Here is a 16,370-nt window from a genome sequence, read left to right on the forward strand (position 1 = left end):
GGCCAGGCCTTGCCTGGCCTGGTCCGCGAAGGTCATTTCGCCTGTGGCGCGTCGCTGAGGTCCTGCTGCAGGGCCTCTATCTGCTCGTACAGCCCCTCGACGATGGCGACCAGGGCCGGGTCGAAGTGCTTGCCCGACTGTTCGCGGATGAAGGCCTGCGCCTTCTCCCGTGGCCAGGGAGCCTTGTAGGGGCGCGCCATGCGCAGGGCGTCGTAGACGTCGCAGATGGCGACGATGCGCCCGGAGAGTGGTATCGCCTCGCCTTTCAGACCTTCAGGATAGCCGCTGCCGTCCCATTTCTCGTGGTGGCTCAGGGCGATCTCCGCTGCCAGGGCGGTCAGTTCCGAGGCGTGCTGGTCGGAAAGAATGGCGTGGCCGATCTGCGGGTGCTGCTGCATCAGCTGCCGTTCGTCATCGTTGAGCCTGCCGGGCTTGAGCAGGATCTCGTCGGCTATGCCGATCTTGCCGACGTCGTGCATGGGTGCCGCCTGGCGGATCAGCTCGACCCAGTGCGGGTCCATGCCGTGGGCCTGGGCGATCAGCGCGGCGGACTCGCCGATGCGCATGATGTGGTTGCCGGTCTCGTTGTCACGGTAGGCCGCTGCGCGCGACAGGGTACGCACCACCGCGCCGTAGCTCTGGCTCAGTTGCGCGGTGCGCTCGCGCACGCGTTGTTCCAGGGTGCGGTTGGCTTCGTGCAGGGCCAGGGTCGCCTGGTTCATCTGCAGGCTGTTGTGCACGCGCAGGATCATCTCGGGCAGGTCGACCGGCTTGCTCAGGTAGTCGTTGGCGCCCAGCTCCAGGCCGGTACGCCGGCTGGCCGCGTCGCTGAGGGCGGTGATGATGATGATCGGATTGGTGCTGCGGTCGCGGCCGGACAAGGCGCGCAGGATATCGAAGCCGTTGGGGGCGGGCATGTCCAGGTCGAGCAGCAGCAGGCTCCAGGGGTTGTGCCGCAGCCATTCCAGCGCAGCGGCGGAGTCCGAGAAGCTGATGGTGTCGCGCAGGCCGAAGGCCTTCAGGCTGGATTCGAGCAGGCGGCTGTTGGCGACCACATCGTCGACGATGACCACCCGTGATTGCTGGAAGTCCTTAGAGAGCATGCGGTGCCTCCTGGCCAGTCAGGTCTCGGACCAGCTGGTAAAGCTCGTTGGGGTCGATGGGTACGGCGAGCAGGGCACTGATGCCGAGCCCCACCAGCTCCTCGAGCTGGTCCTCACGGCTCAGCAGCACGACTGGCAGGTCTGCCAGCTCGGGGCTCTGGTGCAGCGTGCGCAGCAGTTCGCGCCCGTCCAGGCCGTGCATGTCCACGCTCAACAGCAGCACGTCGGGGCGCTGGGCGCGCAATGCCGTCAGCAGTTCGCGGCCATCGTCGAACTGCAGCAGGTCGGAGTCCGACAGCGCCAGGCTGACGAGTTCGCGGTTACGCTCATCCAGGTCGCCGTGATAGACGCGGGCCCTGGCCTTGCGCGGCAGCTCCGTGGCGCTGCGCTCGGACTCCCTGTAGCGGGGCAGGCTGATCCAGAAGCGGCTGCCCTGCTCGGGCTGGCTTTCCAGGCCCATCTCGCCGTTCATCAGGGCGGCGTACTCCTTGCACAGCGAGAGGCCGATTCCGGTGCCCTGGATGGCGCCGTTCTCCTGACCGAGGCGCTGGAACGGTTCGAACAGCAGCGGTTGCAGCTCGCTGGCGATGCCCATGCCGGTGTCGCTGACCATCAGTCGGACCTGTTCATCCCGGGCCTGGCAGCTCAGGGTGATGCTTCCGGCGGGGGTGTACTTGATCGCATTGGAGAGCAGGTTCAACAGCACCTGGCGCAGGCGCCGCTGATCGGCCAGCACCGGCAGGGGCTCGCTCGGCAGTGACACCTGCAGGCTCAGGCCGCGTGCTTCGACTTCCGGGGCGACCAGGTCCGCGCACTCGTGCATCAGCTCGACGGCGTCGACCTTCCGCAACTCCAGGCGCGGTTGATCGCTCTGCAGGCTGGACCAGTCGAGAATGTCCCCGACCAGCTGGTTGAGGTGACGGCTGGCCAGCAGAATCTCTTCCAGGTAGTCGGTCTCCTGGACGTCTTGCGGTGCCTGTTGCATGCGCATCAGCTGGGCGAAGCCCTGAATGGCATTGAGCGGGGTGCGCAGCTCATGGCTCATGCTGGAGATGAACTGGCTCTTGGCCAGGCTGGCCTCCTGCGCTTCATGGGTGGCGCGCTGCAGCTGGGTGGCATTGCGCTCCAGTTGCTGGCCCATGGATTCGACGTCGTCGATGATGGTTTCCAGCTCGGCGATGGTGGTCGCCGGGCGCTTCGGCTTCCAGTTGCCCTGGCCTATTTCACGGAGCATGGTGACGATGCCGCCGATGGGCTGGCGCAGCCGCTCGGTCAGCTTGCGGGCGCGGCCCCACATGAAGGCGAAGAACACCAAGTAGAACAGCACCAGGCCGGCGATCAGCAGGTAGCCGATGTCGCGGTAGTGGCTGGCCAGGGCATTGGTCTGGCTGAACACCACGCTCTCGTCGACGATCGCCAGCAGGTGCCAGCCCGTCGCCGGAATACTGGCCCAGGCCACCAGCTTGGGCTGGCCATCAAGCGACATGGCGAGGACGCCATTGCTGCGCTCGCCGATGCGTTTCGCCAGGGCCATGGTGTCGGTGCGCTTCAGCAGGTTGAAATCTTCCGGCTTGAACAGCTCCGAGCTGATGGCGTCATCGTAGGAATGCGTGGTCAGCTCGCTGAGGCCAAAGTCCGTTTCACCGGCCGGAGGCAAGGCCATGATGTTCATCTCGTTGCTGACGATCACTGCGTAGCCGCCCCAGGGCACGTCCAGGCCCTGGATATGTTCGAGCAGCTTGCTCACGGTGACGTCCAGGCCGACCACTCCCTCGAGGAAGTCGCCCCGAAACACCGGGGCGATGGCGGAGAGCATCCAGCCCTGGCCTGCCGGGTCGAGATAGATGTCGGTCAGCTCGACCTTGCGCTCGGGGTTGTGCGCGGCGTCCGCCAGGTAATAGAAGTTGAAGTCCGGGATGACCATGTCGTGAGGGTACTGCTGCGACGTGTCGAACCAGGGGTAGATGCGGTTGTAGCTGTCCCAGCTGTTGAAGTAGATGCTGGCGACCAGCGGATTCTGCCGCACCGTTTCGCGCATCAGCGGGTCGAGCTGGGCGAGCCGGGCGACCTTGCTCAGGTCCTGCTGCTGCAGCGGCGTGACGTTGGAGTAGAAGGACGCCGAGCCGCCGTCATCCTCGGCGCTGTAGCGCACGCCACTGGACGTGACGGCCAGTTCGGCCGGGGCGACAGGTCGCTGGTCGTGCAGGGTCTGCTGGGTCAGCGCCGCGTAGGTGGATGTCAGCCGCGAGATATGGCCCAGTTCGCTTTCGAACAGATGGGCTTCCTGTTCGGCCGCGCTTTGCAGGTCGTTGAGTGCGGTCTCGCGCAGGTGGGACATCTGCGCATCACGAATGGAGACGTTGCTGATCAGATAGACGCTGATGAGTACGGTTTCCACCAGGATCAGCGGGATCAGGGCCGTTTGAGCGAAAGCACGCCATATCCATGTCCGAAGACTGACGCGAGAGCTATCTTGCATGACGCACTCTCCTGCGCGGGGAAGCGAACGAATGATATCAATATGATATCTATCCTTTTCTTAAGTGAGGCTTAGCTAAAGGTAGTAGCAAATGCGTGGCACCGAGGGCGAGCTGGCCATTTGCATTCGGCAGGTTGGCGCGGCGTCCGGTCGAATCCTGTTCTGTGCTAGGCTGGCCGACCTTTTTGTAGCCCCAAGCGGAGCCTTTTCATGTCCGAATTCACCTTCAGCCCCGATCTGTCCTCCGACGAGGGCCGCGTCAGTTACGGCATCGGTCGTCAACTCGGTGGTCAGCTGCGCGACAACCCGCCGCCGGGCGTCGACCTGCACGCCATCCTCGCCGGTCTGACCGATGCCTTCTCCGGCCAGGCCAGTCGCGTTTCCGAGGCCGAGCTGGGGGCCAGCTTCAAGGTCATCCGCGAGATCATGCAGGCCGAAGCCGCTGCCAAGGCCGAAGCGGCTGCTGGCGAAGGCCGTGCCTACCTGACCGAAAATGCCAAGCGTGACGGCGTGACCGTATTGCCGTCCGGCCTGCAGTACGAAGTGCTGGTGGCGGGCGAGGGCGCCAAGCCGTCGGCCGAGGACCAGGTGCGTACCCATTACCACGGCACGCTGATCGACGGCACCGTGTTCGACAGCTCCTACGAGCGTGGCCAGCCGGCTGAATTCCCGGTGGGCGGCGTGATTCCGGGCTGGGTCGAGGCCCTGCAACTGATGGGTACCGGCAGCAAGTGGCGCCTGCACGTGCCGAGCGAGCTGGCCTATGGCGCCCAGGGCGTTGGCAGCATCCCGCCGCACAGCGTGCTGGTGTTCGACGTCGAGCTGCTCGACATCCTGTAAGCGCCATCCGCAGGCGGGTCACTGGCGTTACCCTTGCATCGTGATCACGGTGCAAGGGTGAAGCGTCGCCCATCCTGCGCGGCTGCAACGAAACGGGGCGCCCTGGTGACAGGGCGCCCCGTTTGCGTTTTGGCGCCAGGGCTGGCGCTCGACGTGTCGCTCAGGGTCGCAAGGCCCTGGCATAGCAGAACAGGAACAGGCTGCGCACCAGCTCCTTGAGCACGATGGGCTCGCTCGAACTCAGTTCATGCAGGTCCAGGTCACCCTGGTCACGCAGCTCGTCCAGCGCATCTTCTTCCAGCACGGCGCAGACTTCGCCGGTCTGGCGGTTGAGGATACGCAGGTAGGGATGTGGCCGATCCAGCCAGGCATCGATCAGGTAGGTCATGGCAGTTCTCCTTGGCCGTCTTTACGCAACTGAGAATAATTCCTATTACGCAAATAGCAAGGATTAATTGCGACCTTCTGTCGGTTGGGTGAATCAGCCGCTGGCTGGCAGGGGGGCGACGGGAAGGCTCTGGCCGCGACAGGCGCCGCCAGAGCCCTCCCACGGGCGATCAGTGAGCGGGCGAGGCCTCGGCCTGCGCCTGTGGCTGCGCGTCCGGCTTGGCCAGCAGGCTGTAGACGCAGGGCAGGACGAACAGGGTGAACAGGGTGCCGACGCTCATGCCGGTGGCGATCACCAGGCCGATGTCGAAGCGGCTCACCGCACCGGCACCGGTGGCGAAGATCAGCGGCAGCATGCCGAACACCATCGCGGCGGTGGTCATCAGGACCGGGCGCAGGCGGATCGCCGCGGCCTCCTCGATGGCCTCGCGCAGGGGCAGGCCCTTCTCGTGGCGCAGCTGGTTGGCGAACTCGACGATGAGGATGCCGTGCTTGCTGATCAGGCCGATCAGCGTCACCAGGCCCACCTGGGTGTAGATGTTCATCGTCGAGAAACCGAGGAAGATCGGGATCAGCGCGCCGCAGATCGACAGCGGCACGGTCACCAGAATCACCAGCGGGTCACGGAAGCTCTCGAACTGCGCCGCCAGCACCAGGAAGATGATCGCCAGCGCCAGGGCGAAGGTGACGAACAGCGCGCTGCCTTCCTGGATGTACTGACGCGAGGCACCGGCGTAGTCGAAGCTGTAGCCGCGTGGCGCTTCTTCCCGGGCGATGGCGGTGATGGTGTCGATGGCATCGCCCTGGCTGACGATGGCCACGCCCTCGATGATTGCCGAGTTGAGCTGCTGGAACTGCTTGAGCTTGGTCGGTCGGGCGCGATCGCTGAGGGTGATCAGCGTACCCAGCGGGACCATGCTGCCGCTCTCGCTGCGCACGTAGTAGTTGTCCAGCCAGCCCGGATTCTCGCGGTAGGCGCGCTCGACCTGGGCGATCACCTTGTAGCTGCGACCGTCGATGGTGAAGCGGTTGATCTCGCCTTCGCCGAGCAGGCTGGCCAGGGTGCTGCCGAGGTCCTCCATGGACACGCCCATCTGCGCGGCCTTCTCGCGGTCGATGTCGACCACGATCTCCGGCTTGTCGAAGGCCAGGTCGATGTTGAGGAAGGCGAACTTGCCCGACTCCTGCGCACGCGCCTTGACCCGCTCGGCCACCTGCAGCAGCGACTCGTAGTCGTTCGGCGTGTTGATCACGAACTGGAACGGCAGGCCTTCACCGGTACCTGGCAGCGACGGCAGGTTGAAACCGAAGATCTGCAGGCCGGGGATATGGTTCAGCTTGGCCTGCACCTCGGGAAGAATCTCCATCTGCGTGCGGTCGCGCTCGTCCCAGGGCGTCAGCAGGAAGCCGCCGATGCCCGACTGCACACCGTCGAAGCCGTTGATCTGGAACGACGAGTAGTACTCGGGGAAGGTCTTGAAGATCTCCACGAACTGGTTGGTGTAGGCGTTGACGTAGTCGAGGTTGGTCGGCTGCGGTGCGTTGGCGAAGAGGAACACGATGCCCTGATCTTCCTCGGGCGCCAGTTCGCTCTGGGTGAAGCTGAGCAGCACCGGGATCAGCGCCATGACGATCAGGCCGAACACCACCACCACCGGACGGGTGTTGAGGGTGCCGTGCAGCATCTTCTGGTAACGCTGCTTGAGCTTGTCGAAGATCATGTCCAGGCGATGGGCCAGGCCCGAGGGGTTTTCCTCGTGGCGCAGCAGCTTGGCGCACATCATCGGCGACAGGGTCAGGGCGACGATGCCGGAGATGATCACCGCACCGGCCAGGGTCAGGGCGAATTCCTTGAACAGCGCCCCCGTCAGGCCTTCGAGGAAGCCGATCGGCGCATACACGGCGGCCAGGGTGATGGTCATCGAGATCACCGGCACGGCGATCTCGCGGGCGCCCTCGATGGCGGCATCGAAGGGGGTCTTGCCTTCCTCGATGTGGCGGTGGATGTTCTCCACCACGACGATGGCGTCGTCCACCACCAGGCCGATGGCCAGCACCATGGCCAGCAGGGTGAGCAGGTTGATGGAGTAGCCCATCAGCTGCATGAAGAACAGCACGCCGATCATCGACAGCGGAATGGTCACCACCGGGATCAGGACCGAACGGAAGGCGCCGAGGAACAGGAACACCACGACGATGACGATCAGCACGGCCTCGGCCAGGGTCTTCACCACTTCGTCGATGGAGGCCTGGATGAACTGGGTGGCGTCGTAGGCGATGGCCACCTTGAGGTTCGGCGGTAGCTGCGCTTCCAGCTCGGGCAGGGCCTTGCGCACTTCCTTGATCACGTCCAGCGGGTTGGCGCTGGGGGTGCCCTTGATGGCGATGTACACCGAGGGGATGCCATCGAAGGAGCTGATCGAGTCGTAGTTGGCCGCGCCCATCTCCACGCGGGCGATGTCACGCACCAGCACGCGGGTGTCGCCAACCGTCTTCACCGGGATGGCACCGAAGGCGTCGACCGACTTCAGGTCGGTGCTGGCGTTGATGCTGGTGACCACGTACTGGCCCTTCACCTCGCCGGCGGCGGAGAGGAAGTTGTACTTGCGCACCGCGCTGTTGAGGTCGCCGGCGGTAACGCCATAGGCGGCCATCTTCACCGGGTCCAGCCACAGGCGCATGGCGAATACCTGGTTGCCGAGGATCTGCGCCTCGGCCATGCCGGGCAGGGTGGCCAGCTTGGGCTGGATCACGCGCGACAGGTAGTCGGTGATCTGCGGGTTGGACAGCTCGTCGCTGTAGAAGCTGACGTACATCAGCGCCGAGGCGTCGGCGGCCTCCTTCGACAGCACCGGGTCCTCGGCATCCTGCGGCAGCTGGTTCTTCACCTCGTTGGCCTTGGCCAGCAGTTCGGTGAACAGGCGGTCGCTGTTGGCGCCGATACGCGCGTAGATGGAGATCGTGGACAGGTTCTGCTGGCTCGACGAGGTCATGTAGTCGATGCCTTCGGCGCTGGCCAGGCTCTGCTGCAGGGGCTGGGTGATGTAGCCCTGGATGGTCTCGGCGTTGGCTCCGGGGTAGGAGGTGGTCACCGTGATCAGGGCATTCTCCATCTGCGGGTACTGGCGGATGACCAGCTTGCTGAACGCCTGGAAACCGAGCAGGACGATCAGCAGGCTGACCACGGTGGCCAGCACCGGGCGGCGGATGAAGGGATCGGTAAAAGCCATAAGGGTTTCCTTGGCCGCCCCGCGGCGGCCTGTCTATCAACAGTTGCGCACGTTCTGCGCCGCTCCCCGTTTGGGGGCGGGGCCGGGGTGCGGGAGCATCGTGGCGCTACCCGGTTCCCCTCGCCGGGTCCCTCCGCGGAGGGGCCCGGTGCGACGCACGCTCAATCGAACAGCATTACAACGGAGACGAAGTCACTGCGCGGTGGCGTCAGCCGGCTCGTCTGTCCCGAGCTGCTGCGCCTGGTCGTCGACGATGGCCACGTGGGCACCGTTGTCCAGCTTGAGCTGGCCGGAGGTGACCACCTGCTCGCCGGCCTGCAGGCCCTTGCTGACCACCACGCGACCGTCACGGCGCTCGCCGGTCTCGACGAAGCGGCGTTCGACGGCCAGTTGCGTGGTGCCGTCGGCATCCTTGACCGGTTCGCCGTCCTCGCCCTTCTTCTCGGCGATGACGTACACCGAGTTGCCGTACAGGGTGTAGGTGATGGCGGTTTCCGGGACCACGACGCGCGGCTGGTCATCCGGCAGCAGCACTTCCAGGTTGGCGAACATGCCCGGCAGCAGTTTCTCGTCCGGGTTGTTCAGCGTGGCACGCACCTGCAGGTTGCGCGTCTCGTTCTCCACCTTGGGGTTGATCGCGCTGATGCGACCGTCGAAGGACTGCCCCGGATAGGCGGCGACGCTCAGCTTGACCGGCTGACCGACCTGCAGCTGCGGCGCACGCTGCTCCGGGAGGAAGAAGTCGACATGCAGGCGTGACAGATCCTGCAGGGTGGCGATGGTGGCGCCTGGCGAGAGGTAGTCGCCGGTGTCGACCTGACGGATGCCGATGGTGCCGGCGAATGGCGCACTGATGCGCTTCTTCTCCAGCTGCGCCTTGAACTGGGCGACGCTGGCGCTGGCCTTCTGCAGGGTCGAGGACAGGCGGTCGAACTCGCTCTTGGAGATGTTCTGCCGGCTGACCAGGCTGCGTCCGCGCTCGAACTCGACCTGCGCCAGGCTGCGTTCGGCCTCGGCGGTGGCCAGGCTGGCGCGCTCCACTTCGCTGTCGAGCTGGATCAGCGGCTGGCCCTGGGTCACTTTCTGCCCGGACTCGAACATCACGTCGCGCACGATGCCTTCCACTTCTGCGGCAAGGTCGACGCCCTGGAATGCCTTGAGGGTGCCGATGGCGGGCAGGCGGCCTTGCCACGGCTGCTCTTCGGCATGCGCTGCGGACACGCTGATGGCCGGCTGCGGGGCCGAGAACATCTGGATCTGCTGGTAGATGGAGAAGCCTTTGTAGGCGGCGAGGGCGAGTACCACGAGCAGTACGACGCCGAGCATGATGAGCATGCGACGGAGCAACATATTCCGTTTCCTTGGCGAGCAGGGGGAGGCCTGGGAATAGGCAAGAAGGGGACCTTAGTGCCAGATACCGCCGCTGTCAAAGCGTCTCGTCAAGTTTGCTCGAGCAGTTGGCCGACGCATCCCTGCGCCGGCACGCGGGAAGGGCTCAGGAGCCCAGGCGGCGGGTGACGTCGCCCAGTTCCCCGGACATTTCGCGCAGGTTGTGACTGGCCATCTGCGTGCGCTCGACGTTGTCCTGGTTGGCGCTGGCGATGGCGGTCAGCTCGGTGAGGTTGCGCGAGATGTCCTCGGCCACCGAGGTCTGCTCCTCGGCGGCGGTGGCGATCTGATGGTTCATGTCACGGATTGCCTCCACCGCGTCGGTGATGCGCTGCAGCATGGCACCGGCCTCGGTGACCTGGGTCACCCCCTGTTCGCTGCGCTGCTGGCCGCTCTCGATGGCGCGCACCGCATTCAGCGCCCCGGTCTGCACGGTGTCGATGATCTGGTTGATCTCCGCCGTGGACTCGGCCGTGCGCTGGGCCAGGTGACGCACCTCGTCGGCGACCACCGCGAAGCCGCGACCCTGCTCGCCGGCACGGGCGGCCTCGATGGCGGCGTTGAGGGCCAGCAGGTTGGTCTGTTCGGCAATCCCACGGATCACTTCGAGCACCTTGCCGATACGGCCGCTGTCGTTCTCCAGGCGGCGGATCACCTCGGCGGTACTGGCGATTTCGCCACGGATGTCGGTGATGGTGGCGATGGTCGATTGCATCACCGCGCCGCCCTGGCGTGCGGAGTCGTCGGCATCGTTGGCCGCATGGGCGGCGTCGGCAGCGTGGCGGGCCACCTCCTGCGCGGTAGCGGACATCTCGTGCATCGCCGTGGCGACCTGATCGGTGCGCTCGAACTGCTCGCTGACGCCTTCGGTCATGCGCGAGGCGATGGCGTTCAACTCGCTGCTGGCGTTGTCGAGGTTCTGCGTGCTGTGGTGCAGGCGCTCAGTGGTGCTGGCGAGGAAATCACGCAACTTGTTGGCGGCACGTGCGAGCAGGCCCAGTTCGTCCTGGCGGGTGCTCTCCACACGTTGTCCGAACTGGCCGTGGCTGAGCTGGTCGACGTGACCGATCAGATGGCGAATGGGGATGATCAGGTTGCGGTTCACCAGCCACAGGCTGAACACCGCGATGACCAGGGCGGCGCCGAGCATCACGATGGTGCCGCTGAGAATGGTGCGAGTGGCGCTGCTGTTGATCTGTTCGGCCTGGCTCAGGCTGTTCTGCCGCAGTTGCTCGACCAGCGCGGTCATCTGGTCGCTGGCATCGCGGTCGATGCCCTTGACCGCCGCGTCGCCGGCCTTGGCGTCGGCACCGGCAGCGACGAAGGCATCACGGCCCTTGCGGTAGTTGGCGCCGAGTGCCTGGTGCTCGCTGCGCAGGCGTTCGACCTGCTGTTTCAGGGCCGGGTCGGCAGCGGCTACCTGAACCAGTTTGCCGAGGATGTCCTGCACCTTGCGCTCCTGTTCTTCGAACTGGCTCCAGTAGCGTTGCAGGTTGGCGCTGTCCTGACCACGCAGGAGCACGTTCTTCCATTCCTGCACCTGGATCTTGAACTCGACGTTGGCGGAGTCGATCAGGCGCGAGGACTCCACCGGGCCATCGAGCAGGCCACGGTAGGAATGAATGCCGTTGGAGAGAAAGCTGAAACAGGCCAGGGCAGTGATGAGGATCAGCGCCAGGCTGCCGCCGAGCAGGGCGAGAATCTGCGCGCGCAGAGATTTTTGCAGAAACATGGTGGCATGCCTCGGAGGTCTAGCGTTGGGGTTTGCCAGCCTGACGGTCGCAGATGTCAGTCTTATGGATATCCCTCTCTCCTGGCGTCGTACCGGCCTGAGGGAGGCCGATGGCTGGAGTATAGACAGGTCATTTTGAGATGGCACTTTGCTTTCATCGGATTGTTGCGTCGACCCGGATCAGAGCAGGCCGTCAGGAGCTGCTCTGACGGGTGCTTGAATGATTGCGCAATCATCATAATCTGGCTCGGGTTGCCCATTTTCTGGCGGCCCATCCGGGGCGCCGGGGTCCAGCACGAGGAACACGCAATGACCGAACGCTCCATTCCACATGCCGACGACGACCGCATCACCTGGCTGAACCTGCGCTCCGTGGCGCTGCCGCTGGCCAACCCGATCAGCGATGCCAAGGTGCTCACCGGACGGCAGAAGCCGATGACCGAGATCGCCATCCTGATCGCCGAGATCGAAACCCGTGACGGTCATCGCGGCTTGGGTTTCAGCTACTCCAAGCGCGCCGGTGGTCCCGGCCAGTTCGCCCACGCCCTGGAAGTGGCGCCGAACCTGATCGGCGAGAATCCCAGTGATATCGCCAGGCTCTGGGACAAACTCTGCTGGGCCGGCGCCTCGGTCGGCCGCAGCGGGCTGGCGACGCAGGCCATCGGCGCCTTCGACGTTGCCCTGTGGGACCTCAAGGCGCGTCGCGCCGGCCTGTCGCTGGCGCGTCTGCTGGGCGCTCAGCGTGACTCGGTGCGCTGCTACAACACCTCCGGCGGCTTCCTGCATACGCCGCTCGAGCAGTTGCTGAAGAACACCGAGCTCTCCCGCGAGAAGGGCATCGGCGGCATCAAGCTCAAGGTCGGCCAGCCCGACTGGGCGCTGGACATCCACCGCGTCAGCACGGTGCGCGAGCACCTGGGCGAGAGCTTCCCGCTGATGGTCGATGCCAACCAGCAGTGGGACCGGCCGCTGGCCCGTCGCATGTGCCGCCGCCTCGAACCCTTCGACCTGATCTGGATCGAGGAACCGCTGGATTGCTACGACGCCGAAGGCCATGCCGAGCTGGTGCGTCAGTTCGATACGCCGATCGCCACCGGCGAGATGCTCACCAGCCCGGCCGAGCACTGGGAGTTCATCCGCCAGCGTGGCGCTGACTTCCTCATGCCCGATGCGCCGCGCGTCGGCGGCATCACCCCCTACCTGCGCATACAGACGCTGGCCGAGCAGGCCGGCATGAGCCTGGCGCCGCACTTCGCCATGGAACTGCACGTGCACCTGGCGGCCACCCATGTCCGCGAGCCCTGGGTCGAGCACTTCGAGTGGCTGGAGCCGCTGTTCAACGAGCGCCTGGAGATTCAGGACGGGCGCATGCGGGTGCCGAGCCGTCCGGGGCTGGGGCTGAGCCTCAGCGAGCAGGTCGCGGGCTGGACGGTGCAGCAGGCCGAGGTCGGCCAGCGCGCCTGAGACTCAGGTTTGCGGATGGAGGTCGCGCGCCGCCTGGCGCACGGCCTCGAGCACGGCGGGCAGCGCGGGGTTGTCATTGTCGTCGCGCCAGGCCAGGTGCAGTTCGCCGCAGATTCCGGCGGGCAGCGCCAGGTCGCGAAAACGCACCTGTTCGAAGCGAATGGCGCTGGCGCTGCGCGGCACCAGTGCCAGCCCCATGCCAGCGTTGACCAGCGACAGGATGGCCAGGGTCGAGCCCAGCGACTGGACGAACTGCGGCTGGATACCGCTGGCCCGGAACAGGCCGGTATGCAGTTCGTTGAACGGCTGCCACGCGGTATGGGCATAAAGAATGAACGGCTGCTCATGCAGCATCTGCACCTTCGGTTGTCGTGCGTGGGCCAGGGGATGGTCGGCCGGCACGGCCAGGACGAAGGGTTCGCGCAGCAGGCATTCGCTGTTCAGGCCGGGCTGTTGCAGGGGCGCCCGCACGATGGCCAGGTCGACGCGGCGGGCGCGCAGGGCCTGCACCTGCTCGAAGGTGCTCATCTCCAGCAAGGCGATTTCCACGCCGGGGCGCTCGTGCCTGGCGCAACTCACGGCGTGCGGCAGCAGGTCGTAGACCGCACTGGCGACGAAGCTGATGTTCAGCGAACCGCTTTCGCCGATAGCCGCCAGGCGGGCGCTCTGTGCCGCACGGTGGGCCTGGTCGAGCAGGGCCTGGGCTTCGACGAAGAAGGCCCGGCCAGCCGCCGTCAGCGCCACCGAGCGCGTGCTGCGGGTGAACAGGCTGACGCCGAGCTGATGCTCGAGCAGCTGGATCTGCCGGCTCAGCGGTGGTTGGGTCATGTGCAGGCGTTCGGCAGCGCGGCGGAAGTTCAGTTCCGCCGCCAGGGTGGTGAAGCAGCGCAGCTGGGACAGGTCGAACATTGATCTAATTCGGGTATCAATGGAGTGGTTAAGTAGATTAGACCTGTATCAATTCTCGCGTCCATCATCGACCGGCCGGCGCTGCCTTGCCGGCCCTGATCGAGGAGAAGAGGATGAGTATCGAGCGTTACAACCCCGACCCCGTGCGCTGGGTCGGTCTGCGTTCCGTCGAGCTGCCGCTGGCGCGGGCCGTGAGCGATGCCAAGGTGTCCACCGGGCGCCAGTTGCCGCTGGCGGCTGTCAGCCTGCTGTTCGTCGAGCTGCAGACGGAACAGGGCCAGCACGGCCTGGGGTTCACCTACACCCTGCGTACCGGCGGCCCGGCGCAGTACGCACAGGCGCTGGAGCTGGCGCCGCTGCTGATCGGCGAGGACCCCAACGATATCGCCCGGCTGTGGAGCAAGCTGAGCTGGGCCAGTGCCTCCATCGGTCGCAGCGGCCTGGCGGTGCAGACCATCGCGGCGTTCGACAGCGCGCTGTGGGATCTCAAGGCGCGCCGTGCGGGGCTGCCGCTGGCCAAGCTGCTCGGCGCCCAGCGCGAGGCGGTGCCTTGCTACAACACCTCCGGAGGCTACCTGCAGGCCCCCATCGAGGAGGTCATCGAGCGTGCCGGCCAGTCGCTGGCGCGCGGCATCGGTGGGGTCAAGCTCAAGGTCGGCCAGCCGGACCAGGCCGCAGACCTGCGCCGCGTGCAGGCCTTGCGCCGGGCGCTGGGCGATGACGTCGCGCTGATGGTCGACGTCAACCAGCAGTGGGACCGCACCACGGCGCTGCGCATGGGCAAGGCGCTGGAGGAGCTGAACCTGGTGTGGATCGAGGAGCCGCTGGACGCCCACGATCTGGCGGGGCATGCCGCGCTGTCGGCGCAGCTGGTCACGCCGGTTGGCAGCGGCGAGATGCTCAGCAGCGCGGCCGAGGCCTGTGCCTACATCGAGCAGGGCGCGGTGGACGTGATCATGCACGACGCCCCGCGTGTCGGTGGGATCACGCCATTCCTGCAGGTGGCCGAGGCGGCGCGCCGGCGCGGCATGGTCATGGCGCCGCATTTCGTCATGGAGATCCATATCCACCTGGCGGCCGCCTACGAGCACGCCACCTGGGTCGAGCACTTCGAATGGCTGGAGCCGCTGTTCGAGGAGCGTCTGCAGATCGCCGATGGCTGCATGCAGGTGCCGATGCGCCCAGGGCTGGGGCTGACGCTCAGTGAGCGGGTCGCCGGCTGGACGCTGGCGCAACAGGCTTTCGGGCAGCGCCGCTGAACGACAGAAGGGGTCGCCAACCCGCGTCGGCGACCCCTTCCGCGCCCCTCGCAGGCGTCAGGTGCGGAGGATCTCGTTGATCGCGCTGGGCTTCGGGCGCAGCGCGCTGAACACCTGCCAGAGCACGAATGCCAGGGCCAGGCCGAGGAAGGTGCCGGCGATGGGGTTGGTGAAGAAGTCGGCGAAGTTGCCGTCCGACAGCATCAGGCCCCGGCGCAGGTTGGTCTCCGCCATCGGCCCGAGGATGAAGCCGATGATGAACGGCGCCGCCGGCATGCCGGCCTTGACGAAGCCGTAGCCGAGCAGGCCGAACAGCAGGATCGACCAGACATCGAACAGGCGGCTGGACAGGCCGAAGGCACCGACCACGCAGAGCACCAGGATGATCGGCAGGAGGATGTGCTTGGGCACGTCGAGCAGCTTGATGAACAGGCGCAGGCCGTAGAACTCCATGAACAGCATCATGCAGGTGGCGACGATCAGCGCGGCGAAGATGGTGTACACCAGCGGCCCCTGGCTGATGAACAGCAGCGGACCGGGCTGGATGCCGTGGATGAGGAAGCCGCCGAGCATGATCGCGGTCACGGTGTCGCCGGGTATGCCCAGGGTCATCAGCGGCATCATGGCGCCACCGACCCCGGCATTGTTGGCCGTTTCGCTGGCCACCACGCCGCCGATGTTGCCCTTGCCGTAGGTATCACCATCCTTGGCGCGCTTCTTGGCGATGATGTAGGACACCAGGTTGGAGGTGCCGGCGCCGATGCCGGGGAGGATGCCGATGCCCAGGCCGATCGCTCCGGAGCGGGCGGCGTTGGGCAGTTGCTCGCGGAACTCCTTGAGCGAGAAACCGAAGCCCTTGATGTTCTTCATGCTCACCGACCTGGCCTTGCCCTGCACCGCATGGCGACCGCTCTCGGCAAGCTTGATGATCTCGGCCACGGCGAACATGCCGATCATCACGGTGAGCATGGAAAAGCCACCGTTGAGTTCATTGATGCCGAAGGTGAAGCGGCGGATGGCCTCCACGGGGGCAATGCCGACCGTGGAGACGGCGATCCCCAGGGCGCCGGCGAACAGGCCCTTGACCATGGAACCGGCCGACAGGGTGGCGATCAGGGTCAGGGAGAATACGGCGATGGCGAAGTATTCGTGCGGGCCGAAACTCAGCGCCACCTTGGCCAGCTGCGGCGCGATGAACATCAGCGCGACGATGCTGAAGATGGTGCCGAGAAAGGAGAAGACGATGCCGACACCGAGTGCCTTGACCCCTTCGCCTTTCTCCATCAGCGGGCCGCCGTCGAACACCGTGGCGATGGAGGAGGGCGTTCCGGGAATCTTCAGCAGGATCGCCGAAATCAGGCCGCCCGAGGTCGCCCCGATGAACAGCGCCACCAGCAGCGAAAGGCCCGCCTGCGGTCCCATGGTGAAGGTCAGCGGCAGGCACAGCGCCACCGCCATGGTGGCGGACAGCCCTGGTACGGCGCCGAAGACGATGCCCATGGCCACGCCAACGGCCATCAGCATCAGGATATGGATGGAGAAGACGGCACCGAAGCCTTGCTGGAGTAATTCGAGCAT

The 16,370-nt window shown here is 65.8% G+C and carries 11 protein-coding genes; 3 read left to right on the top strand and 8 right to left on the bottom strand.

Going from position 1 to position 16,370, the window contains the following annotated elements:
- Window positions 1-32: 32 nt before the first annotated feature.
- Together EPK82_RS16235 and EPK82_RS16240 are read right to left on the bottom strand one after the other, a co-directional pair.
- Window positions 33-1,103: an HD domain-containing phosphohydrolase gene (locus tag EPK82_RS16235; RefSeq protein ID WP_134677284.1), complete on the bottom strand. Its 1,071-nt coding sequence runs from the start codon at window positions 1,101-1,103 to the stop codon at window positions 33-35.
- Complete coding sequence (locus tag EPK82_RS16240) at window positions 1,093-3,582, bottom strand: ATP-binding protein (RefSeq protein ID WP_134677286.1); 2,490 nt, start codon at window positions 3,580-3,582, stop codon at window positions 1,093-1,095. Before EPK82_RS16240 ends, EPK82_RS16235 begins: the two co-directional genes overlap by 11 nt.
- A gap of 210 nt (window positions 3,583-3,792) precedes the next feature.
- Between EPK82_RS16240 and EPK82_RS16245 the strand changes: the two genes are divergently transcribed.
- Complete coding sequence (locus EPK82_RS16245; protein ID WP_134677288.1) at window positions 3,793-4,422, top strand: FKBP-type peptidyl-prolyl cis-trans isomerase; 630 nt, start codon at window positions 3,793-3,795, stop codon at window positions 4,420-4,422.
- A gap of 160 nt (window positions 4,423-4,582) precedes the next feature.
- Here the strand turns inward: EPK82_RS16245 and EPK82_RS16250 are convergent, their stop codons facing one another.
- The 4 genes from EPK82_RS16250 to EPK82_RS16265 all read right to left on the bottom strand — a co-directional run bounded on the left by EPK82_RS16250 (window position 4,583) and on the right by EPK82_RS16265 (window position 11,160).
- Window positions 4,583-4,810 carry a PA4570 family protein gene (locus EPK82_RS16250; protein WP_037047109.1) on the bottom strand — a complete coding sequence of 76 codons (228 nt, stop codon included), beginning with the start codon at window positions 4,808-4,810 and terminating at the stop codon, window positions 4,583-4,585.
- Window positions 4,811-4,979: 169 nt separating this feature from the next.
- Window positions 4,980-8,039, bottom strand: coding sequence for a multidrug efflux RND transporter permease subunit (locus EPK82_RS16255; RefSeq protein ID WP_047588741.1), 3,060 nt, complete (start codon window positions 8,037-8,039; stop codon window positions 4,980-4,982).
- 192 nt (window positions 8,040-8,231) lie between these two features.
- Window positions 8,232-9,389: an efflux RND transporter periplasmic adaptor subunit gene (locus EPK82_RS16260; protein ID WP_047588743.1), complete on the bottom strand. Its 1,158-nt coding sequence runs from the start codon at window positions 9,387-9,389 to the stop codon at window positions 8,232-8,234.
- 145 nt (window positions 9,390-9,534) lie between these two features.
- Window positions 9,535-11,160 carry a methyl-accepting chemotaxis protein gene (locus tag EPK82_RS16265; RefSeq protein WP_037047120.1) on the bottom strand — a complete coding sequence of 542 codons (1,626 nt, stop codon included), beginning with the start codon at window positions 11,158-11,160 and terminating at the stop codon, window positions 9,535-9,537.
- Window positions 11,161-11,469: 309 nt separating this feature from the next.
- Here EPK82_RS16265 and EPK82_RS16270 point away from each other — a divergent pair, with 309 nt between their 5' ends.
- Window positions 11,470-12,624 (top strand): L-talarate/galactarate dehydratase, encoded by a 1,155-nt coding sequence (locus EPK82_RS16270; RefSeq protein WP_134677289.1) that lies wholly within the window; start codon window positions 11,470-11,472, stop codon window positions 12,622-12,624.
- Between the two features lie 3 nt (window positions 12,625-12,627).
- On the opposite strand, the gene EPK82_RS16275 is transcribed toward EPK82_RS16270, so the two are convergent.
- Entirely contained in the window at window positions 12,628-13,533 is a 906-nt protein-coding gene (locus EPK82_RS16275; protein ID WP_134677291.1) for a LysR family transcriptional regulator, read from the bottom strand.
- Between the two features lie 113 nt (window positions 13,534-13,646).
- Here EPK82_RS16275 and EPK82_RS16280 point away from each other — a divergent pair, with 113 nt between their 5' ends.
- Complete coding sequence (locus EPK82_RS16280) at window positions 13,647-14,792, top strand: L-talarate/galactarate dehydratase (protein ID WP_134677293.1); 1,146 nt, start codon at window positions 13,647-13,649, stop codon at window positions 14,790-14,792.
- A gap of 57 nt (window positions 14,793-14,849) precedes the next feature.
- On the opposite strand, the gene EPK82_RS16285 is transcribed toward EPK82_RS16280, so the two are convergent.
- Complete coding sequence (locus EPK82_RS16285) at window positions 14,850-16,370, bottom strand: tripartite tricarboxylate transporter permease (RefSeq protein ID WP_047588753.1); 1,521 nt, start codon at window positions 16,368-16,370, stop codon at window positions 14,850-14,852.

The organism is Ectopseudomonas khazarica, assembly GCF_004521985.1.
Classification (GTDB): Bacteria; Pseudomonadota; Gammaproteobacteria; order Pseudomonadales; family Pseudomonadaceae; genus Aquipseudomonas; species Aquipseudomonas khazarica.

Coding starts and splice junctions, on each gene's coding strand:
- EPK82_RS16250 (WP_037047109.1), bottom strand. CDS start 4,810: ATGACCTACCTGATCGATGCCTGGCTGGATCGGCCACATCCCTACCTG.
- EPK82_RS16270 (WP_134677289.1), top strand. CDS start 11,470: ATGACCGAACGCTCCATTCCACATGCCGACGACGACCGCATCACCTGG.
- EPK82_RS16255 (WP_047588741.1), bottom strand. CDS start 8,039: ATGGCTTTTACCGATCCCTTCATCCGCCGCCCGGTGCTGGCCACCGTG.
- EPK82_RS16285 (WP_047588753.1), bottom strand. CDS start 16,370: ATGCTCGAATTACTCCAGCAAGGCTTCGGTGCCGTCTTCTCCATCCAT.
- EPK82_RS16240 (WP_134677286.1), bottom strand. CDS start 3,582: ATGCAAGATAGCTCTCGCGTCAGTCTTCGGACATGGATATGGCGTGCT.
- EPK82_RS16260 (WP_047588743.1), bottom strand. CDS start 9,389: ATGTTGCTCCGTCGCATGCTCATCATGCTCGGCGTCGTACTGCTCGTG.
- EPK82_RS16245 (WP_134677288.1), top strand. CDS start 3,793: ATGTCCGAATTCACCTTCAGCCCCGATCTGTCCTCCGACGAGGGCCGC.
- EPK82_RS16275 (WP_134677291.1), bottom strand. CDS start 13,533: ATGTTCGACCTGTCCCAGCTGCGCTGCTTCACCACCCTGGCGGCGGAA.
- EPK82_RS16235 (WP_134677284.1), bottom strand. CDS start 1,103: ATGCTCTCTAAGGACTTCCAGCAATCACGGGTGGTCATCGTCGACGAT.
- EPK82_RS16280 (WP_134677293.1), top strand. CDS start 13,647: ATGAGTATCGAGCGTTACAACCCCGACCCCGTGCGCTGGGTCGGTCTG.
- EPK82_RS16265 (WP_037047120.1), bottom strand. CDS start 11,160: ATGTTTCTGCAAAAATCTCTGCGCGCGCAGATTCTCGCCCTGCTCGGC.